The sequence below is a fragment of the Mycobacterium vicinigordonae genome, from assembly GCF_013466425.1.
Taxonomy (GTDB): domain Bacteria; phylum Actinomycetota; class Actinomycetes; order Mycobacteriales; family Mycobacteriaceae; genus Mycobacterium; species Mycobacterium vicinigordonae.
Genome location: NZ_CP059165.1, coordinates 2,822,674 through 2,843,239 on the forward strand (window position 1 = coordinate 2,822,674; position 20,566 = coordinate 2,843,239).

At 66.6% G+C, this 20,566-nt stretch carries 18 protein-coding genes and 1 pseudogene; 9 read left to right on the forward strand and 10 right to left on the reverse strand.

Annotated features, from left to right (window positions below; all coding sequences use genetic code 11):
* Position 1 precedes the first annotated feature (1 nt).
* From H0P51_RS12880 to H0P51_RS12900, 5 genes and pseudogenes are all read right to left on the reverse strand, one after another.
* Positions 2 to 1,381 carry a mechanosensitive ion channel family protein gene (locus H0P51_RS12880; RefSeq protein ID WP_180918424.1) on the reverse strand — a complete coding sequence of 460 codons (1,380 nt, stop codon included), beginning with the start codon at positions 1,379 to 1,381 and terminating at the stop codon, positions 2 to 4.
* The gene (locus H0P51_RS12885) at positions 1,378 to 3,516 is read right to left on the reverse strand and encodes an adenylate/guanylate cyclase domain-containing protein (RefSeq protein WP_246398799.1); all 2,139 of its coding nucleotides are present in this window, start codon (positions 3,514 to 3,516) and stop codon (positions 1,378 to 1,380) included. Before H0P51_RS12885 ends, H0P51_RS12880 begins: the two co-directional genes overlap by 4 nt.
* 86 nt (positions 3,517 to 3,602) lie before the next feature.
* Positions 3,603 to 4,916, reverse strand: a complete 1,314-nt coding sequence (locus H0P51_RS12890; RefSeq protein ID WP_180918933.1) for a hypothetical protein — start codon at positions 4,914 to 4,916, stop codon at positions 3,603 to 3,605.
* Entirely contained in the window at positions 4,910 to 5,272 is a 363-nt protein-coding gene (locus H0P51_RS12895; protein WP_180918425.1) for a hypothetical protein, read from the reverse strand. The genes H0P51_RS12890 and H0P51_RS12895 overlap by 7 nt, the downstream gene beginning before the upstream one ends.
* A gap of 2 nt (positions 5,273 to 5,274) precedes the next feature.
* Positions 5,275 to 7,078, reverse strand: a pseudogene (locus tag H0P51_RS12900) (hypothetical protein).
* Positions 7,079 to 7,646: 568 nt separating this feature from the next.
* Between H0P51_RS12900 and H0P51_RS12905 the strand changes: the two are divergent.
* Positions 7,647 to 8,831: a PPE family protein gene (locus tag H0P51_RS12905; protein ID WP_180918426.1), complete on the forward strand. Its 1,185-nt coding sequence runs from the start codon at positions 7,647 to 7,649 to the stop codon at positions 8,829 to 8,831.
* 51 nt (positions 8,832 to 8,882) lie between these two features.
* On the forward strand, positions 8,883 to 10,010 hold the full coding sequence (locus H0P51_RS12910) for a PPE family protein (RefSeq protein WP_180918427.1): 1,128 nt from the start codon (positions 8,883 to 8,885) through the stop codon (positions 10,008 to 10,010).
* Positions 10,011 to 10,208: 198 nt separating this feature from the next.
* Here the strand turns inward: H0P51_RS12910 and H0P51_RS12915 are convergent, their stop codons facing one another.
* The gene (locus H0P51_RS12915) at positions 10,209 to 10,439 is read right to left on the reverse strand and encodes a hypothetical protein (RefSeq protein ID WP_425489000.1); all 231 of its coding nucleotides are present in this window, start codon (positions 10,437 to 10,439) and stop codon (positions 10,209 to 10,211) included.
* Between the two features lie 110 nt (positions 10,440 to 10,549).
* Here H0P51_RS12915 and bioB point away from each other — a divergent pair, with 110 nt between their 5' ends.
* From bioB to H0P51_RS12930, 3 genes are all read left to right on the forward strand, one after another.
* The gene (bioB, locus tag H0P51_RS12920; RefSeq protein WP_180918428.1) at positions 10,550 to 11,599 is read left to right on the forward strand and encodes a biotin synthase BioB; all 1,050 of its coding nucleotides are present in this window, start codon (positions 10,550 to 10,552) and stop codon (positions 11,597 to 11,599) included.
* Positions 11,599 to 11,826, forward strand: coding sequence for a biotin synthase auxiliary protein BsaP (bsaP, locus tag H0P51_RS12925; protein ID WP_180918429.1), 228 nt, complete (start codon positions 11,599 to 11,601; stop codon positions 11,824 to 11,826). Before bioB ends, bsaP begins: the two co-directional genes overlap by 1 nt.
* Positions 11,827 to 11,964: 138 nt before the next feature.
* Entirely contained in the window at positions 11,965 to 12,636 is a 672-nt protein-coding gene (locus tag H0P51_RS12930; RefSeq protein WP_180918935.1) for a DUF2567 domain-containing protein, read from the forward strand.
* 28 nt (positions 12,637 to 12,664) lie between these two features.
* On the opposite strand, the gene H0P51_RS12935 is transcribed toward H0P51_RS12930, so the two are convergent.
* Together H0P51_RS12935 and H0P51_RS12940 are read right to left on the reverse strand one after the other, a co-directional pair.
* The gene (locus tag H0P51_RS12935; RefSeq protein ID WP_180918936.1) at positions 12,665 to 14,014 is read right to left on the reverse strand and encodes a lipase family protein; all 1,350 of its coding nucleotides are present in this window, start codon (positions 14,012 to 14,014) and stop codon (positions 12,665 to 12,667) included.
* Between the two features lie 196 nt (positions 14,015 to 14,210).
* Complete coding sequence (locus tag H0P51_RS12940; protein ID WP_180918430.1) at positions 14,211 to 14,915, reverse strand: NUDIX hydrolase; 705 nt, start codon at positions 14,913 to 14,915, stop codon at positions 14,211 to 14,213.
* Between the two features lie 46 nt (positions 14,916 to 14,961).
* Here H0P51_RS12940 and nadA point away from each other — a divergent pair, with 46 nt between their 5' ends.
* The 3 genes from nadA to nadC are packed head-to-tail and all read left to right on the forward strand — an operon-like array spanning position 14,962 to position 18,442.
* Positions 14,962 to 16,011 (forward strand): quinolinate synthase NadA, encoded by a 1,050-nt coding sequence (gene nadA, locus H0P51_RS12945; protein ID WP_180918431.1) that lies wholly within the window; start codon positions 14,962 to 14,964, stop codon positions 16,009 to 16,011.
* Positions 16,008 to 17,585, forward strand: a complete 1,578-nt coding sequence (locus H0P51_RS12950; protein WP_180918432.1) for an L-aspartate oxidase — start codon at positions 16,008 to 16,010, stop codon at positions 17,583 to 17,585. Before nadA ends, H0P51_RS12950 begins: the two co-directional genes overlap by 4 nt.
* Positions 17,585 to 18,442: a carboxylating nicotinate-nucleotide diphosphorylase gene (nadC, locus tag H0P51_RS12955; protein ID WP_180918433.1), complete on the forward strand. Its 858-nt coding sequence runs from the start codon at positions 17,585 to 17,587 to the stop codon at positions 18,440 to 18,442. The genes H0P51_RS12950 and nadC overlap by 1 nt, the downstream gene beginning before the upstream one ends.
* 19 nt (positions 18,443 to 18,461) lie before the next feature.
* Here the strand turns inward: nadC and H0P51_RS12960 are convergent, their stop codons facing one another.
* Positions 18,462 to 19,034 (reverse strand): TetR/AcrR family transcriptional regulator, encoded by a 573-nt coding sequence (locus H0P51_RS12960; RefSeq protein ID WP_180918434.1) that lies wholly within the window; start codon positions 19,032 to 19,034, stop codon positions 18,462 to 18,464.
* 40 nt (positions 19,035 to 19,074) lie between these two features.
* Between H0P51_RS12960 and H0P51_RS12965 the strand changes: the two genes are divergently transcribed.
* Positions 19,075 to 20,103, forward strand: coding sequence for a zinc-dependent alcohol dehydrogenase (locus H0P51_RS12965; protein WP_180918435.1), 1,029 nt, complete (start codon positions 19,075 to 19,077; stop codon positions 20,101 to 20,103).
* A 24-nt stretch (positions 20,104 to 20,127) separates the two neighbouring features.
* Here the strand turns inward: H0P51_RS12965 and H0P51_RS12970 are convergent, their stop codons facing one another.
* Positions 20,128 to 20,541, reverse strand: a complete 414-nt coding sequence (locus tag H0P51_RS12970) for a nitroreductase family deazaflavin-dependent oxidoreductase (protein WP_180918436.1) — start codon at positions 20,539 to 20,541, stop codon at positions 20,128 to 20,130.
* Positions 20,542 to 20,566: the final 25 nt, after the last annotated feature.

A 20,566-nucleotide genomic window follows, 5' to 3' on the forward strand; every position in this document is an offset into this window, starting at 1 on the left:
GCTAGGCCTGCTGCACCCGGGCGCGTCGTTCGTCGATGGCTCGACCTAGCTCCTGCAGCAGCATCGGTTTACCCATCACCAGCTGGGCGATGTGCTCGCGGCCGATCTGCAGCGCAGTCACCTCGTCGATGGCCCGCGCGTCGGTTAGGTTGGGCTGCCGAGTCAGGGCGGTGACACCCAGGAAGGAACTTTCGTCCAGGGTGCCGATCACCACTTCGGACCCGTCCGCCGTTACCGCAGTCAAGCGGACGCTGCCGGCGATCAGGAACGTCATCGCAGTCGGAACCTGATTGGCATGTTCGACGATTTCACCCGCCCCGTAGCGGACAATCCTGGCGTGCGCTGCCAGCGACCGTTGATCCTCCTGGTTGAGCCGCAGCGCCGGCGCCACCAAGGTGCGCAAGGCGCCCTCGATGCGCTGCGGCGTGGAAAAGTCGTCGTCCTGCTCGTCGAGGTGCAAACCCTCGCGCCGAGTCGCGTACCAGAGCCAGCGCAGAAAAGTGGCCTGTGCGGACGAGTCGTCGGCAGGCGAATTCAAAGCGATGGTGACGTGGTATTTGCCGGCGCCCGCTGGCAACGCCGTGGTGGGCACATTCGCCCTGCGCTGCGGCAGCGCGTCGCCGATGCGCGACAATACCGCGCATACTCGGTCCGGAGGGTCGGCGGCCGCGAACGTCGTCGTGACCTTCAGCCGGTGCCCGCCCGGCGGGCGGCTCAAATTGGTGAACGACGTGGTGGCCAGCACCGAGTTCGGGGTGATCTGCAGGCCCCGTCCGGTTTGGATGTGGACCGCGCGCCAGTTCGCCTCCACGATCCGGCCTCGCGCCGCGGGGGTGTCCAGCCAGTCGCCGATGCGGAACGGCTGCTCGAACAACATGAACAGACCGGAAACTATCTGGCCGACCGAGTTCTGCAACATCAGGCCGATGACAACGGACGTGACACCCAGCGCGGTGAAGATGCCGCCGACGCGCACTCCCCAGATATAGGACAGGATCACGGCCAGGCCGACGCCGATCAGCAGGAACCGGGTGACGTCCAGGAAGATTGCCGGCACTCGCTTGCGCCAGGAACCATCCGGTGCGTCCTCGAACACGGTGGCGCTCAGGCCGGACAGCAGCAGCACCAGCATGACGAAGCCGAACACCGTCGCGAGCACCCGCACCGAGGTGAACTGAGCGGGCACATCGGCCACCTGGACGAGTAGCACCCATAACGCGCCCAGCGGCACCACGTAGTTGCGCAACAGCAGCACGGGCGGGCCCAGGCTGCTGTGCTTGCGGCCCAGGATGTGGTGCCATTCGGTCAGGCCGATCAGCAGCAGCGGTAGGCCCAGCACCACGGCCGCGGCCCACCCGAACGACGACCAGTCCTCGCTCACGGTGTCTCCAACAGTCGCCAGATCTGCTGTTCGGCGCCGCCGACGGTGATGGTGCCAGCCGGCTCGAACTTTCGAAGGTCGCCGACGGCATCATGCACGCCGGTGGTCACATAGATTCCGGATTGCCTTGCGCTGCTGCGTATTTGGTGGGCGATATTGACCGCCGCGCCCCACATGTCGTACACGATGCTCGACCTGCCCACCAGCCCGCTGACAACGTTGCCGGTATTGATCCCGGCCCGCAGCGACAGGTGGTAGCCGGTGCGGCCGTTGAATCGTTCGATGATCTGCTGCATCTCGACGGCGAACTCGACCGTGCGGTGCACGCTGTCCAGACGGGGGAAGTTCAGCCCACAGCTGGCCAGGTAACCGTTGTGCAGCGTGCGGATCGGTTCGACGCCAAGGGCTTCGGCGGCGGAGTCGAGTTCCTGGATCAGATCGTCGACTGTGGCCACCAGGTCGTGTCCGGTCAGGTGATTCGAAATATCATCCAGCCCAATGAAATCGGCGAAGATGACGGTGACGTCCTGGTGTTCCTGGGCGATGGTCTGCTCGCCGTCCCGGTACCGTTGCGCGACCGGTTCGGGCATCATCGAACCCAGCAGGCGGTCGTTCTCCTTGCGCTGCTCTTTGAGCAGTTCTTCCTTGATCTGCAGGTTACGGCTCATGTCGTTGAAAGCGACTGTCAGTTCCCCGATTTCGTCTCGTGACGTCACTGGGATCGAGACTTCGTAATTGCCGGCACTGATCTCCTGGGTGCCTGCCTGCAGGCGCCGCAAGGGGCGCACGAACGTCTGCGCGACCAACAACGCCGCCACACAGATCACGAAAACCATTGTCGCCGTGGTCAACAGGAACGTGTGGGCGATCGATGCGACCTGCGCGTTGGCTTCGTCGGTCTCTCTGGTGGCCAGCACTGACCAGTGCAGATCGGAATTGGGCAGTGTCAGTGGCGCGTAGGCGACCAGTTCCCGGCGGCCCAGATAGCTAGTGTCGATCATAGTTCCGGTCTCGCCACGCTGGGCGGCGCGCACCGCCGGGGTCGCGACCGGCTGAACCAGTGTGGTGCCCTTCCAGCGCAGCGCTTGTTCGACGGTGGTCCGTGGAGTGCCCGCCGCCACCGCCTCGGCCTGGTATCGCTGTGGATCTTCCACGAACAACCGTGAGTCAGAACGCATCAGGTTGTCCGGGCCAGCGAGGTAGGTCTCGGCCGTCCTGCCCATCCCCGCGGCTTCCCAGCGCTTGTCGGCGGTCATGATGCGGTTGACCTTGGCGATGGGTAGCGGCAGTGCCAGTACTCCGGCCGGCTTGCCCGGTGGGCCGACGGGTGCCACCAGCCACGCGATCGGAGCACCGAGTTGCGGCTGGTAAGGCTGGAAATCGGTAATCCACACGAAGTTTGTGCTGTTGGCGGCCATTGCCTTCTCGTAGGCGCCGCGCAGGTTGGAAGAGCGGTACGGACCGGTGAGGATATTGGTGCCCAGCGACGGACTCTTCCGCACGGTGTAGACGACGTTGCCGCGGGAGTCGAGCAGCATCGCGTCGCGGTATTCGAATCGAGTGGCGATCTCGCGGAAATAATCGTTGAACCGCGCATTGGCGGCCGACCAAGCGCTGCCGTCGCCGGCGTCTTCGGGGGTGGGGGAGGACCCGCCCGCGGCGACCGTGTAGTGCGCCTGCAGGTATTTTTGCGGGTTGCTGCTCGGCAGCAAGGCATTGAGGTCCAGCTTGGTGCCGGTGTACTGCTCGACGGGTTTAATCAGCTTGTCGTTGTAGTAGTTCACCAGCGCCTGTTGCTGGGCGGGGTCGATGGGCGCATTCGCCAGTTGGTCGAAGCCGGCGGTGAAGGCCTCGACCGCCTCGGCTGCCGTCGTGCCGCGGCTGTAGATAACCAGCGAGTTGCTCAGATCCGCAAACAGCGTCTCCACCGCCCGCTGCTGGGACTCGCGCAGCTGGATCATCCGCTCGGACGCGGTGGGCAACATGGCGTTGCGGGCGGTCACATATCCGACCACCCCGATCACGCCCAGCGAGGTCAGGCTGGCTACCAGCAACATCGCCAGGACCTTGGATTGGATGCTGACTCTAGTCACTGCGCGCAGCCGATGCCGGCGCCGCGGCCGCTCGGTGTTCACGTCGACGGAGTTCGGCTCGGTTGCGTGCCGTGCTGCCAATTCGCTTCCTTTCGCCCGCGGTCGGGAAGCGCGACCGCGCGTTCCACCTAACCACCGAACAGCAGGTACAGACCGGTGAAGGTGTACCCAACCATCACGAGCATCATCGTTAGCTGACCGGTGAGTTGATGGCCGGCCGGCAGCAACCGTAACGCCTTATCGTGTGCCGCGATCACCGCCACGATATGCCCGGTCACCACGCAGGCCACCTTGATGGTGGCCAGCACAGGCGGGTGCATCGACAACACGTAGGCCACCTGCCAGCCGCGACTGAGGGGGTCGGCCACGGCGATCGCGGCCTGCTGTCCGCGCTCCACCAGATAGGTCAGGTAATGCGCGAAGACGTAGCCCACCACTATCGGGATCAGCGAGTGCGCCATCTCGCCGGGTAACGCCCGGCGCCGTGGGGCGTCCAGGCCGCCGGTCGCGCGCGCCGCGAACGAAAACGTCAGCGCGACGACCGAAATGAACACCACCAGACCCAAGCTGCGCAGCGCCGACGAGGCTAGCGGGTCGGCATGGGTCACGCTGTCGGAGAAGTTGCGCCAGGTCGGCGAGGCCGAGAAACTGTCGAATGCCGTGGAGCCGAGCAGTGCCGCTAACACCATCACCAGGCCCGGGCGCACCGGCATCGACGGCAGGTGGTCGAAGGGATTGCCGATGACGATGCGACCGTCGTGTCGGCGAAACGGCGAGAGCCGCGACACCGCCATGCTGTAGACGCCGAATGGGTCGGCCCGTGTCAGACAGCGCCGACCGCACAGCCACGCGCCGCTCAGCAGTGCCACCGTATAGACCAGTAGCCACGCCTTCACACCGCTCAGCGACGCCGAATTCGGGCTCGCCAGTTCCATCCATACGAACGCGAATAACCCGGCCGCCGCCGGCCGGTACCCCCAGCTTTCCGGGTAGGCGAGCCGCGGCTCAGCCAGCCGGTCAGGCAGAGCGCGCCGCAGCAGCAAGTACAGCGTCTGCACCGGTGAGATCACCCGCCACACCGGCCCGAACATCAGCGACAGTGCCACCAATCCCACCCACAACAGCACGTAGAACGCACCGAGCAGGCCGTTGGCCGGGCTCTGCGGCCCCCACATCCCGACCAGGATCACCCACACCGCGAAGGCGAAGGCAAGACCAGCGGCCGTCGCGCGAGCAAAAGGGGAGTCGACCAGCTGGGTCAATACCGCGGGCAGCGGGCGACCGGGTTTGTCAGGGTCGAACCGGGGCCGTTTCCATGCGAACGCCACCAGCGCGAATGTGAATGTCAGCGCCCAGGCCGCACCCACCATGGCGTAGGCGTAGGGGACCGGTAGATCGCCCGAGCCGCCGAGGCCGTGGGCCAGCAGCGACGAGCTCACGATTGCACTTGGATGGTGGCGATCGTCCGGTGCAGGTGGTGCAGTTCGACGTCGACGCTGCCCGGTACGTCGACAGTGAACTGGAAGGTCTGGTCGGGGGTGGCGGCCACGTGAAACTTGTGGTCGGGCGTCGAATGCACGTGCAGTTCGTCGGTGACATCGCTGCTGACACGCAGGTTGATCTGTTGGCCGACCGAGGCATGCAAGGTGGCGTTGGTCGGCGTCACCTGCCCGTTGGCGATGACAACGTCGACGATCAGGGCTTGCGACCTCGGCTTGCTCGGCGACTTACCGCCGCAGCCCACCAACGTCGCGGTCAGTGCGACTACGGCGAGGACTAAACCAAGGACGCGAGCCACAGTTAAGCCGCCCGGGGAAGCGGAGTTTCCTCTTCTTCGGTCAGCCTGGGTTCGCTGGTCCCGCCGTTGATTCGCCCCGCGCCCCAGGTGATTCCCGCGATCACCATCAGTGTGAGGATCAGCACCACGATCGAACCGGCGTTGAACAGCCAAACCGGGGCGTTCTGATCGCGTTCGCGCTGCAGGATGGTGATCTCCTGGACGAACGGTCGTGTGCTGTTGGCCAGTGCCGGCACCTCAGCGGCGGGAATGGCCTCGTCGGCCGGCTCCCAGATCGGCACGGCGGTCATCGTGTAGCCGTCCTGCGCCCGAAGCAACGTCTTCCACTTGCCCCAGACGGGGATCGGCTGGGTGGAGCGGTAGTGGCCGGGACCGACCTTCTCGAGGCGGTCGATCACCAAGCCGCGATTGTTCTCCATGCCGCCCTGCCAGGACAGGATCGTCAGCCAGTTGGGATTGTCGCCGACCACGTTGGCCGGGTTGAGCTGCACGTCGGCCGACACCATGCGTTTGCCCGGTTCGCTCGGCAGGTCGGTCAAGGCGATGGTGGCGCTGTCCTGCTTGGGCACCACGATGTGCAGGCCATTGGCCACCGTTGTACCGATCACCAGCACTGCCAGCACCACCACCGAGATTCCGATCGAGCGGCGCGGTAGGCGCTGCCCGGTGAGCACCATGCCCAGCAGCGCACCGCAAATGCCCATCAGCACCGCCACCGGCACCGCCATGGCCAGCGCTTCACCCCACATTCCCGTCGGCCACGGGTAGTGGTAGACGGTGCCGATCCACAGCGACTCCAGCCAGAGCCCGATAGTGCCGACACCGAGACCGGCCGTCGCGCCGAACACGATTGGACGCGTATATAGGGGTGTCAACGCCACCACCTCGACCACCAGCGCCGGCCCCAGGTAGAGCGGGAACCAGCTGATCGGTGCCCCCAACACGGGACCCACCAGGAGCGCGACACCGCCGCGTAAAGCGATCGCGAACAGCGCGGCGACGATCGCGGCGCCTTTTCCCAGCGTCATACGCGCAACCACCAGACCCAGCGCCGCAACTCCGGCAATCATCATCGGCTGCAGCACCAGGCGGAATTGCTCGACCCCGAAGTCGTACTCGATCTGATATGAAGTCGTACTCGATCTGATATACCGACAGCCCGATCAGCAGGCCACCGCAGGACAGGTAGCGCAGAAATCGGACGAACGGCCGTTCGGTGGGCGCGTCCGGCAGGGCCCGTCCGCCCTCGTATTCCAGCATCAGCACCGCGAACAGGGAGAAGCACGCGCCGCCGATCATCATCAGGTGCGTTGGGCCCCACAGGGTCACGTCCTGGCCGAACAGGCGGTGCCAAATGTCGTCGAGCGGGAATCCGATCAGCGCATACAGACCACACCCGGCCATCAGCACCCCACCCACGGGTGCGTGCCAGGTCTTGGTGATGCGCACCGCCGCTGGACCGGGCTTGTCGAACGGCAGTACCACCGCGATCATTCCCGCCAGGAATATCCCGAACAGGCCGATGATGATGAAGTAGTGCGCGGGATTGGCCAGCGGACCAGGGTCACGGCCTTCGCCGATGTGCCAGCTCACGTCCCAGATGAATCCGAACAGCGCGCAGATGATGAAGGTGGTGAAGACCAGCACCGGTAGCGCCACCCACGGCGGCCGGTTGAACTTGACGCCCAGCCAGTCTGCGAAACGGCCGAACCAGGCTATGCGGTGAGTGCGGTGGCAATAGCCGATCCACAGCATCGCCAAGGCGATCACCATCGCGGCAATGGAAAGCCCGATGACCTGATCCAAACCTGCGCCTCGAGCCGGCGCGTCTTCTGCAACAACTGACAGAACCACCGCTATCGCCTCCCAGTTCGCCGAACCACGGAAACCCCGAAACACGCGTCATCGACCGCCGCCAACTTTTAATTGTGAACCATTGATGCCCATTTGCCGCCTCCGCTAATCCCCGTTTCAACGGGTCTGATGCCGAGGTCCGGAGCGATGTTGGTTGGGGGTAAGTCGTCGCCTGATCCAATGTTTCGCTCACGCAGATCAGAATGGTGCCGGGAGTTTGCACGGCATCGCTTATGTCCGCGGTCATTTGTGGTTCACCGCGACCTAACCCTCAATTTGCCAACTGCTTACGTTTTGCTGCTGCCGCGGCAGCGTGGTGCTGCGCGCGACTCGGTGGCTTTTCTGTGAAGGACTGTCAGCTGGGTCGCATACGTTTCCGGCGGGTTCGCGGCCAGATGCTCGGTCTCGGGTCGATTGAAATTGTTGTCGCCCGACCGCACGGGGGCGTTGGACGTGCTGTTGCCACACCGCAACAGTGCCCGGCGAACCGCAGCGGTCCACTGCAGGAGGGGAGCCGACCTTGCTCGATTTCGGGGCGCTGTCGCCGGAGGTCAACTCGAGCAGGATGTATGCGGGGCCAGGTTCGCTGCCGCTGATGGCTTCGGCATCGGCGTGGCAGGCGCTGGCCGGCCAGCTGGAGTCGGTGCGGCGCGGGTATACCGCGACGATTTCGGAGCTGGAGGGCCAAGCCTGGTCCGGCGATGCATCTGCCAGCATGGCCGGCGCGGTGCAACCGTATCTCGACTGGATCGCCGAGACAGCGGCGCAAGCCGACGAAGCCGCCACAAGAGCGCGCGCGGCGATAGCCGCCTACGAGGCGGCGTTTACTGCGACGGTGCCGCCGGCCGTGGTGGCTGCCAACCGCGCGCAGTATCAGGCGCTGGTACGGGCAAATCTGTTCGGCCAGTACACGGCAGCGGTGGCGGCAATCGAGTCCGACTACGCGGAGATGTGGGCGCAGGACGCTCAAGCGATGTACGGCTACGCGCGGGCCTCCTCGGCGGCGACGGCACTGACACCGTTCACCGAGCCGCCGCAAACCACGAGTGCCGCGGCCCAGGCGAACCAGGGTGCCGCCCTGGCCGCAGTCGCCGCCAGCACGAGCGCGTCGAACTCGCAGTCGACCCTTGCGCAGCTCGTCAACGTCATTCCTCGCGAGCTGGGGAGCCTCGCGGGAGTCAGTTCGACCTCGTCGTCGTCATCGTTGCTCAGCACCGTTAGTGAGTTCAACACGCTTTCGTCGCCATCCAATCTCGGTGCCGGCTTTGCCCGCACGATCTTTAGCGGGGCCAGCTTCCTTGCCGGTGCGTACCGAAGTTTGCTGCAGGCCAAGGACCTGCCTCAGATCGCCAGCGAGGACGCGGCGGCGGCCGCTGCCGCCGGCAGGGGCGCGGTCAAGGCGGCGGCGCTCGCACCGGCCGGGTCGGTAATTGCCGGCGCAGGCCGGGCCGCGCCGATCGGCGGGTTGTCGGTACCGCCCTCCTGGGCTTCCAGCGCGCCGGTGGCCAGCGTCGTCGAAGAACCACATTGGTTGTCGGAAGCGGAGCTGAGTGCGACCCCCGCCGGACTGTCCCACACGCCCGGAGCCGGCCCGATGATGGGCACGAGCGCGTCGGGGAGTCGCTGGGGGCATGCCACGGTCAACAACGTGCTGCGCGTCCCGTCGCGCGGCTTCAAGATGCCGCGCCCGGTCCTTGGCGGATAGTTCTGCGCAGCGTTCCGGCACCAGGGTCTCGCTGTTGTGGAAGGGGCCGTGATGTTTGATTTCGGGGCGCTGCCGCCCGAGATCAACTCGACCCGGATTTATGCGGGTCCGGGCTCGTATCCGATGCTGGCGGCCGCCGCGGCATGGGACGCTCTGGCGGCGCAACTTGAACTCTTCGGTACCGGATACTGCGCCGCGATCGCGACGTTGCAAGGCCAGAGCTGGTCCGGTGCGGCGTCGGCGGCGATGGCCGCGGCTGTCGCACCGTACCTGGCGTGGGTGGCGACGACGGCGCAGCAAGCTGAGCACAGTGCCAATCAGGCGCGTGCAGCGGCGACTGCTTTCGAGGCGGCCTTCGCCGCGACGGTGCCTCCTACGGAGGTCGCGGCCAACCGGGCTCTGCTGGCAGCGCTGGTCGCGACGAATTTTTTCGGACAAAACACGGCGGCGATCGCGGCCGTCGAAGCGGCATATGCCGAAATGTGGGCACAGGACGCCGCGGCAATGTACAACTACGCCGCGTCGTCGTCGACGGCGGTTGTGCTCACACCGTTCTCCGAGCCGCCGCAGACAGCCGGCAATTCGCAGGTCGCCACGTCGCAGTTGATATCGGCGCTACCCCAGCACCTGGAGACCCTCGCGACCGAGGGGGCCGCGCCGTCGGCGACCTCGACCCCTGCGCTGACCATCGTGAGTGAGCTAAACACCCTGACCGGGCCGCTCACCTTGGCGTATCAGATGCCGTACACCACCTTCAGCGGCGGGAGCTTCTTCAACGGCCTCACGCAGTCGAAGATCCAGGCCAGTACCTTCGGGGGCATCGAGCAAGCGGAAACGGAGATCGCCCACGACGTCGAGGGCGAAGCCGCCGCAACGGCTGGCGTTCCGACACCGGTGGCGGCCGGTCTCGGCCAGGGGAAGGCGATTGGCGATCTGACTGTTCCGCAGGGTTGGGCAGGGATCGGCGCGACAACCCCCGGGGCCGAACCCGCGATCGGGTCGTCGGCACCGCAGTCACGGTTGCTGCCGCCGTGGGCGGGCCACCCGGGCGCCAGATCCTGGGCTGACGTGACGGGCGTCGGGCGTCTGGCCGACGGCGGGGAGCGGCGCGGCGCCAACACCGCCTTCCGGATGCGAGACCGCCGCTACCGGATACCGCGGCCCGCACTCGGCGGGTGAGTGCGCGAGTCACCCGGTTCATTGGGCGGTCCCAGCTTCGCCTCGCCTTCGCCGGTCCGCAGACCAACTCCGCCGAGCCTCGCTGAACCACCCGGTTCATTGGGCGGTCCCAGCTTCGCCTCGCCTTCGCCGGTCCGCAGACCAACTCCGCCGAGCCTCGCTGAACCACCCGGTTCGGGCAGTCGGCCCGAGCGACCGCTAATCCCCGTTGGGCGCCGACTTGTCGTCCGACTTTTCACCATGGTCGGCACGCCGATCTCGGATGGCGATATAGGAAATCACACCGACGACGATCACCGCCGGAAAGAACGCCGGAATGGCCAGCAGCAAAGCGTGATGGGCAGAAACCTGGGTTTGGCACTCGACGACGAAGTGATTCATGGCGGTCGGGTGACCCTCCAAACCGGCAACCAAGACGAATCGGTGCATAGGCCGCCCGCTACCCTAACCTGAACGACATTCGCTCAGGCTGCCCGAGGCGCGCGGCTCAGAAACGCGTCCACACAGAGAACATCTACAGATTTCAGGGGAGTAACCCGGTGACTCAAGCGCCAGTTCGACCGACCAGTGCTGCCGGCCAGGATGGCATGGAGGCTTCGGACATTCTCGCGGTCGCCCGCCAGCAGGTGCTGGAGCGCGGCGAGGGTCTGACCAAGGATCAGGTGTTGCAGGTGCTGCTGCTGTCCGACGACCGGCTGGAGGAGCTGCTGGCCCTGGCGCACGAGGTACGGATGCGCTGGTGTGGCCCAGAGGTAGAGGTCGAGGGCATCATCAGCCTCAAGACCGGCGGCTGTCCTGAGGACTGTCACTTCTGTTCCCAGTCGGGGCTGTTCAAATCCCCGGTGCGCAGCGCGTGGCTGGACATCCCCAGCCTGGTCGAGGCGGCCAAGCAGACCGCAAAGTCCGGCGCGACCGAGTTCTGCATCGTTGCCGCGGTGCGCGGGCCCGACGAGCGGCTGCTCGCCCAGGTCGCGGCGGGCATCGAAGCGATCCGCAACGAGGTCGAGATTCAGATCGCCTGCTCGCTGGGGATGCTGACCGCCGAACAGGTGGAACGACTGGCGGCGATGGGGGTACACCGCTACAACCACAACCTGGAGACCGCGCGGTCGTTCTTCACCAACGTCGTCACCACCCACACCTGGGAAGAGCGCTGGCAGACGCTGTCGATGGTGCGCGATGCCGGCATGGAGGTGTGCTGCGGCGGCATCCTGGGCATGGGCGAGACGCTGGAGCAGCGCGCCGAATTCGCGGCCGACCTAGCCGAGCTGGATCCCCACGAGGTGCCGCTGAACTTCCTCAACCCGCGCCCCGGAACGCCTTTCGGCGACCTCGAGGTGCTGCCCGCTAGCGAAGCGCTCAAAGCGGTGGGTGCGTTCCGGCTGGCGTTGCCGCGCACCATGTTGCGCTTCGCCGGCGGCCGCGAGATCACGCTCGGCGATCTGGGCGCCAAGCAGGGCATCCTGGGCGGCATCAACGCCGTGATCGTCGGCAACTACTTGACCACGTTGGGGCGTCCTGCCGAAGCTGATCTGGAGTTGCTCAACGACCTGCAGATGCCGCTGAAGGCACTGAACGCCAGCCTGTAATGACCGGCGATCTGCCGGGCCCGGTGGGTGCCGGCGCCTACAACGTCTATACCGGCGACCAAGCGGGAACCGCGGTGCCTACCGCGGCCCAGCTGGGTCTGGAGCCGCCCCGGTTCTGCGCCGAGTGCGGGCGGCGGATGATCGTGCAGGTCCGGCCCGACGGCTGGTGGGCGAAGTGTTCGCGGCACGGACAGGTGGACTCAGCCGATCTGGACGTGCAGCGCTGATCAAGTCACGCAGCGCCCTGCGAAGGGCAACTAGAGGTCCTTGCCTCATGCCTACGCTCGGTGCCGGGGGCGCAGCGACTATATGCTCGCGAGGGCCATGGAATCGGAGGTGAGTGCGGCGTGACGGATGGGTTGTCGATGACCCAGGAGCAGCCGGTAGGGGCAGAGCCCAGCCCGGCCAGACCGCGGACATCTCGCAAGCGCGCATACCTCGTCGTGATCGCCGCGCTGGCGGTGTGCGGAGTGTTGGTGGGCGCGTTGTGGGCGTGGATTGCTCCGTCAATTCACGCGGTGGTGGCGGTCAGCCGCAAGGGCGAGCGCGTGCACGAATACCTGGGCAGCGAATCGCAGAACTTTTTCGTCGCGCCCGTACTGCTGGCGGGCCTGCTGGGCGTGGTCGCTGTGGTGGCGGCCGTGGCGGTCTGGCAATGGCGCGACCATCGGGGGCCGCACATGGTCGCGGCACTGACGGCAGGCTTGATCGCTGCCGCCGCGCTGGCCGCCACGGTGGGCGCGCTGCTGGTTCGGATGCGTTATGGCGCAGTGGATTTCAACACAGTACCGCTCGCTTCGGGTGAGCACTCGTTGACCTATGTCGAACTGGCGCCGCCGGTGTTGGTGGGCCACTCGCAGATCTTGATAGCGGCCACCTTGATTTCGCCGGCCGGAATCGCGGCGCTGGTCTACGCCATGGTTGCCACCGGCTCGGTGCGCGACGACCTAGGTGGTTACCCGCCGCAGCGTCGGCAAGCTATTTCGTCGATAGTGCTTCCGCCGGTGCCGCCAGCGCCCCCGACACCGGTCCCTTAGCGGCCGCGGCGTCAGAGGGGACAGAGTCTCAGAGCGGGCGGCGGCGGATCCTGCGGCCCAGGACGACCTTCGCTGCGATCACACCCAGCCGTGCCATCCCCGCATATGTCATCGGGTTGAACGCGGTGGGCCAGGTGGTCCGCACCAGGTTGTCGGTCAGCGGGCGGCCGGCGAATCGGTCGATGAGCCAGCGCAGCGTCATCGGAGCCGACAGCGGATGCAGGACCATGTGCTCATTGAACGCGTCCCGGTGGTAGGTGACGCTGGCGCCGCCGGCGATGTACGTCTCGGCGAGCTCGTCGATGTCGTCGACGTCGATGAGGTAGTCGTGGACGGCCTGCACGATCAACACCGGTGGGGACGGGATTGCGGACCCGAGTTTGATGCTGTCGAAGACGTGCACCACTGCGGGCCGCGAGAGCGTCTGCTCGAGCGGTTCGTCGAGGTAGTCGCCCATGTTCTTGTGGGCCATCTTGATGACGGCCTCGGCGGTGGTCATCGTCTCGAGGCTGTCGAGCAGGGCACGGCCCTCTTCGTTGGTGTGCTCCTTGATGACCTCGTCCAGGCCGGGGTAGCTGTGGGTAAGTGCGGCCACCACCAGCGCGGGCAGGCCGGCGAACAACCCGCCGTTGAGGCGGCGGAAGGTGTGGCCCAGGTCGCCGACGGGCGAGCCCAGCACCGCTCCGACGATGTCCAACTCGGGGGCGTACTGACCGCACAACTCGGCTGCCCAAGCGCTGGCCAGACCGCCACCGGAGTAACCCCACAGCCCCACCTTCGCCGACGGCGACAATCCGAGTCGCTCGTAACTCAGCGACGCCCGGATTCCGTCCAGGATGCGGTAGCCGGGCTCGATCGGGGTGCCCCACAGCCCCTGCAGGCCCTCGTGGTCGGGCACCGACACCGCCCACCCCTCCGCGACGGCGGCGGCGACCAGCACCAGCTCCAGCTGGGCCAACGAGCCGACCGCTTTGGCGCGGCGCCGCATCGCGTAGGAGGGAAAGCAGCGCGACGACACCGCGTCAATGGCGCACTGATAGGACAGCAGCGGGATGGTTTTGCCGGGTGCCACCTCCGCGGGCACGATCACCGTCGTGACCGAGGCCTCGGGATTGCCATGCTTGTCCATCGTCCGGAACAGCAATTGGGTGGCCTGCAGGGTCTGCGGAATCAAGCCCATGAATGCCAGCTCGACGTCGCGGGAGCGCAACACCGTCCCGGGCTCGGCATGTTGAAAGCCCGCCGGCGGTTGGTAGAACGGGTCGTCGGTCGGCAGCAACGGCCGGACCTTGCGCTGCAGCTCCTCATGCGGAGCGGCGCCGATCCATCGCAGCCCCTCGGGCCCCGTCGCGCCAGCCAGATTGCCCAGCTCCACCATCAACATTCCCTTCACGTCCACTCGGTTCGCGCGGTGCGCACCGTCGATCCCGGATCAAGTGCAGTGCTGTCAGCCGGAAGAATCCGCCGCGGGCGCGTGGCATGCGTCCGCCGCTTCTTAAATATCTCTTAGACAATGTACAGGCGGTGTACGCCGAACCGAAACCAGCGTGTCGCGTGGCGCCGCCCACAGTTGATCAGCCGGGCGGGCGCAGCGCGGCGAACTCGTCGGTCACCCTCAGTTGGGAGTCGGTGAAACGGTAGAGCGCGGCCGGGCGGCCACCGCTGCGGCCGGACTGGGCGATGGTGCCAGTCTGGGTAATGACCTTGCGGCGGGCCAGCACGCGCTGCAGATTGGTGGCGTCGACCTGATAGCCGAGCGCCGCACCGTAGATGTCGCGCAACGTCGATAGCGCGAATTCCTTTGGTGCCAAAGCGAATCCAATGTTCGTGTAGGACAGTTTGGCCACCAGGCGGGCGTGGGCGTGGGTAACCATCGGCCCGTGGTCGAACGCCATCTCTGGCAGCGTGTCCACCGGATGCCACCGGGTATCGGCCGGTAGTTCGGGCGTCGCGGGGGAGGGCACCAGCCCCAGGAATGTGGACGCGATCACCCGGCTACCCGGTACGCGATGCGGATCGGAGAACACAGCGAGCTGTTCCAGATGGGCCAACTCGCGCAAATCGACCTTTTCTGCCAGCTGGCGCCGCACCGATGTGATCATGTCTTCGTCGGCGCGCAACCGACCGCCCGGCAGCGACCACGCGCCCCGCTGCGGATCCTGGGCACGCTGCCATAACAGCACGTTAAGCTGCGGTTTCCCAGACGGTGTGGGCGCGGTTTCCAGCTGAACCTGGAACACGACCGCAAGCACTTCATGCAGAGTGCTACCATTAGGCATGTTTTCGATTATAAGTCGAAAACCTCCTGGTGCGAAAGGAGCCCCCATGACGGTCGCGAATCGCATGGACACGCTCGCCGACGAATTGGCAGCCCGCATCGTCAGTACGCCTACCGGGTACACCGGCGTCCAAGGCGACGCGCGGTGGGCTGCCGAGGTTCGCCGCCTGGCGCGGCTACGCGGCGCCACCGTGCTGGCGCACAACTACCAGTTGCCCGCGATCCAGGACGTGGCCGATCACGTAGGGGACTCGCTGGCGCTGTCGCGAATCGCCGCCGAGGCGCCCGAGGACACCATCGTGTTTTGCGGGGTGCACTTCATGGCCGAGACCGCCAAGATTCTCAGTCCGGAGAAGACAGTGCTGATTCCCGATCAGCGGGCCGGCTGCTCGCTGGCCGACTCGATCACTCCCGACGAACTGCGGGCCTGGAAGGACGAGCACCCCGGCGCCATCGTCGTCTCCTACGTCAACACCACCGCGGACGTAAAGGCGCTTACCGACATCTGCTGCACGTCGTCCAACGCGGTCGACGTGGTGGCCTCCATCGATCCCGAGCGCGAGGTTCTGTTCTGCCCCGACCAGTTCCTCGGTGCCCACGTACGTCGAGTGACCGGCCGTAAGAACCTGCACGTGTGGGCCGGCGAATGTCACGTGCATGCCGGGATCAACGGCGACGAACTCACCGACCAGGCGCGGGCGAATCCCGATGCCGAACTGTTCGTCCATCCCGAATGCGGTTGCGCCACTTCAGCGTTATATTTGGCGGGAGAGGGCGCCTTCCCCGCTGACCGGGTCAAGATCTTGTCCACCGGCGGCATGCTGGACGCGGCGCACGCCACCCGCGCCCGCAAGGTTCTGGTCGCCACTGAGGTCGGGATGCTGCACCAATTACGCAGGGCCGCACCGGATGTCGACTTTCAGGCGGTCAACGACCGAGCGTCGTGCAAGTACATGAAGATGATCACCCCGGCCGCGCTGCTGCGTTGCCTGCTCGACGGCGCCGACGAGGTGCAAGTCGACCCCGTCACCGCCGCCGCGGGCCGGCGCAGCGTGCAGCGGATGATCGAAATCGGCCAGCCCGGCGGTGGCGAATGACGACCGCCGCGGTCTGGCAGGATCGCGCCGACGTCGTCGTGATCGGGATGGGGGTGGCGGGGCTGGCCGCGGCGCTGGCCGCACATCGCTCCGGTCGCCGGGTGGTCGTCCTCAATAAATCATCCCAGCTGCACGGGGCGACGGCCACGCACTACGCGCAGGGCGGCATCGCGGTGGTGTTGCCGGACAACGACGATTCGGTCGACGCGCATGTCGCGGACACCCTGGCTGCCGGCGCCGGACTGTGCGACCCCGACGCGGTCTACTCGATCGTCGCCGACGGCTACCGCGCGGTGACCGAATTGGTCAGCCAGGGAGCGCGATTCGACGAATCGATGTCGGGCGGGTGGGACGTGACGCGCGAAGGCGGGCACTCGCGGCGCCGCGTCGTGCATGCCGGAGGCGACGCCACCGGCGCCGAGGTGCAGCGGACCCTGGACCACGCTGCCCGCGCGCTGGACATCCGCGGCTCCCACGTCGCGCTTCGGGTGCTGCACGATTCCGCGGTGACCGGGGTACTGGTTACCCGGCCCGACGGCTGCGGCATCATCCACGCCCCGGCGGTGATCCTGGCCACCGGCGGACTCGGCCACTTGTACTCGGCGACGACCAATCCGAGCGGTTCCACTGGCGACGGCATCGCGCTGGGGTTGTGGGCCGGCCTCGCGATCGCCGACCTGGAATTCATCCAGTTTCACCCGACCATGCTCTATTCCGCGGGCAGTGGCGGTCGGCGTCCGTTGATCACCGAGGCGATCCGCGGTGAAGGTGCGATATTGGTTGATCGGCAAGGTAATTCGATCACCGCGGGAGTGCATCCGATGGGTGATTTGGCTCCCCGTGACGTGGTCGCCGCCGCCATCGACGCGCGACTGAAGGCCACCGGCGATCCATGCGCCTACCTCGACGCCCGCCGCATCTCCGGATTCGCGGCTCGGTTCCCGACCGTTACCGCCTCCTGCCTGGCGGCCGGCATCGACCCTGTCCGCCAACCGATTCCGATTGTGCCGGGCGCGCACTATAGCTGCGGCGGCGTGGTCACCGACGTGTGTGGCCAGACCGAGTTGCCCGGGTTGTACGCGGCGGGCGAGGTGGCGCGAACCGGCATGCACGGCGCCAACCGGCTAGCCTCCAACAGCCTGCTGGAGGGTCTGGTGGTCGGCGGGCGGGCCGGGAAACTCGCCGCCGCGCACGCCGCTGCCGCGGGACGTATCCGGGCGGCGATGCCCGAGCCAATCGCCCACACCGCGCCGCCGCGCAGCGATTTGCAATGGGCGATGAGCCGGGACGCCTCGGTGGTGCGCGACGCCGCCGGACTGCTCCGGTTGGCCCAGACGCTGGACGCCGCGCCGGTGCGAGAGGTCTCGGAGCGTTTCGGAGCCGAGGACGTCGCGCTGGCCACCGCGGCCCGAGCTGTGGCGGCGGCCGCCCTCGCCCGCACCGAGAGCCGTGGATGCCACCACCGCGCCGAATACCCGGCCACGAGCATTGAGCAGGGCCGCAGCATTTTGGTCCGGCTGGCCGCCGGATCCTGCGATGCCGTCCAGGCGGAGGCGCTGGCGGCGGTGGGCTGATGATCCTGGACGACGACGAGCGGGCCGACGCCCGCGAAGTGATTCGCCGCGGTCTGGTCGAGGACCTCCGTTACGGACCGGACGCCACCACCTTGGCGACGGTGGCCGCAGGCACGGTGACCACCGCGTCGATGGTGCCGCGGGAGGCCGGCGTGGCCGGCGGGGTGGAGGTCGCGTTGCTCGTGCTCGACGAGGTGATCGGCAGCCACGGCTATCAGGTGCTGCACCGCGTCGAGGACGGCACTCGCCTGCAGCCCGGCCAACCGTTGCTGACCGTGCAAGCCGAGACCCAGGGCCTCTTGACCGCCGAGCGGACCATGCTGAACCTGGTATGCCACCTGTCCGGGATCGCCACCATGACCGCGGCCTGGGTGGAAGCGGTGAGCGGCACCAAAGCCAAAATCCGCGACACGCGCAAGACCCTGCCAGGGCTGCGCGCGCTGCAGAAGTACGCGGTGCGGGTCGGCGGCGGCGTCAACCACCGCCTGGGCCTGGGCGATGCAGCCTTGATCAAGGACAACCACGTGGCCGCGGCCGGATCGGTGGTCGAGGCGCTGCGCGCAGTGCGGGCACACGCACCCGAGCTGTCCTGCGAGGTCGAGGTGGACTCCCTAGAACAACTCGACGAGGTGCTGCCGGAGAAGCCCGAGTTGATCTTGTTGGACAACTTTCCGGTGTGGCAGACACAGATCGCCGTGCAGCGTCGGGACGCGCGGGCGCCGGCAGTGCTGCTGGAGTCGTCCGGCGGACTCAGCCTGGACACCGCGAAGACGTATGCCGACACGGGGGTGGACTACCTTGCCGTGGGTGCGCTGACGCATTCGGTGCGAGTTCTGGACGTCGGCCTCGACATGTGATTGCCGGCCTATTCGTACGTTAAACGGCTTCGGCCAATAGCGCGCGTGCCGCGCTTTTTGCGGCCTGCAGGGCAGCGGTCTCCCCGGCCGTACGGGACAGGATCAGCGCTCCTTCGATGAGAGAGATCACAGCCAGCGCAACATCTCTCGCGGGTTGCGCGGACCAACCTTCGACGCGAAGTCGTTCTTCGATGGCGGCACACCATCCGTGGAAGGCACGCGCGCAGGCGTCGCGGACCAGCGGGCTGGCGTGTACCGCCTCGGTGGCTAGCGGTTCGACGGGGCAGCCATCGCGGTGGTCGCCGGCCAGGCCGGCGACCAGCACGTCGATCCAGCGGTCGATGATGTCGGCGATCGGGGTTCCGGTGCCCAGCAGCCGGCGCAGCAGTTGTTCGATGCCGGCTCCGGTGGTTTCGACGACCGTGGCGGCCAGCTGCTGTTTGCCACGGGGGAAGTGGTGATACAGCGATCCGGGTTTGACGTGGGCCTCGTCAAGGATTTGGTTCAATCCCGTTGCCGCATAACCCTGTCGGCGGAACAGGGCAGCGGCTGTGTCGACGAGCGCCGCACGACTGCGATCCGGACGAGGCATGGCCTTGACCATACTTGAAAGATCACTCAATAATTTGGTGATGAGGCAGCTGTGGCACGTAGAGACCGGACGCTACGCGTGGAGCGAGGTTCGCGATCCGGTGATCTCTGAGCCCGAGCAGGCCTTGGTCCGGCCGCTCTCGGTGGCCTGCTGCGATCTCGACGTGGGTGTTTGTGCAGGCCGGTTGCCGATGCCGCCGGGATACGCGGTCGGTCATGAGGGGGTGGCCGAGGTCGTTGCGGTCGGCGAAGGCGTGCACAGCGTACGGGTTGGGGACATGGTGATCGTGCCGTTTCAACTCAGCTGCGGCAGCTGCCGCGAGTGCCGGCGCGGTGTTACCGGCTCGTGCGGCTCACTGCCGTCGATGGCGATGTACGGGATGGGTCCTATCGCTGGAATGGACGGCGGCGGTTTCATGGCGGACCTCGTGTTGGTGCCCTTCGCCGACGCCATGTTGATCCCGGTGCCCCCCGGCGTCGATCCGGTGGCAATCGCGTCGTTGTCGGACAACATTCCCGACGGCTGGCGCGCCGTGGGGCCGTTCGCGCATGAGTTGGCTGGCCTCGACAAGATCGACCGTCGCGTGCTGGTGGTGGGTCGGCTCTCGATCGGGTTGTACGCGGCGGCCTTCGGCGTTGCGCTGGGCACCCACGTCGACTACGTCGATACCGACCCGCTGCGGCTATCGGTCGCCGAGAAGCTCGGCGCGACGGTCCACGATCAGCCGAAACCCGCCAAAGAGTGGGAGCCATACCCGGTCACGGTGAACACCTCGGCGGACCCTCCGCTCCTGGCCGCGACGCTGCGTGCGACGTGGCCCGACGGTGTCTGCACCGATACCGGCATCTACTTCCAGCCGGGCATCGAAATGGCGCTGCTGCGCCTCTACACCCGCGGCGTCCGGTTCGTCACCGGTCGGGTCAATGCGCGTCCTGCGATTCCGCAGGTTCTTGACTTGATCGCCGCTGGATGCGACCTGTCGCCCGTCGTCGACCGCGTCGTGGCCTGGAACGACGCCCCATCGGTGTGGCCGATGATGACCGGCAAAACCGTATTCACCCGCTCCTGACGGACTATTTCGGGATGCGGCCGGTCAGGTGACGTCGCCGACCAGCACAGCCATGCGCGGCAGCTGCAGCTTCGCCAACCGCGGCAGGCCTTTCCCGTCGGAGCCGGCCGGCAGAATCCGAGGATTTCTGATGTGCACCCGACGGCGGGCGTAGCGCAGGTCCGCCTCGCCGGCGGCCAGCACATTCTTCACCCAGTCGGTTTTGCCGTGGCCCAGCGCGATCGCAAGTGTGTTGCCCGTGCGATAGGTGGTGACGACAGTCTGGTAAGGCTTTCCGGACTTGCGGCCGCGGTGCTCGATAGTCGCGGTGCCGGGGAGGAAGCGAGCGATCGGCTTGACTACCGGGTTGAGGTACTTGACCTGGATGTTCTCGAACCACACCGGATAGACCATCGGGATACCGGGGGCATTGTTTGGGTGCTGATCACGTGCGGACATGGCTGGCTCCTTGTTTCTACCCTGG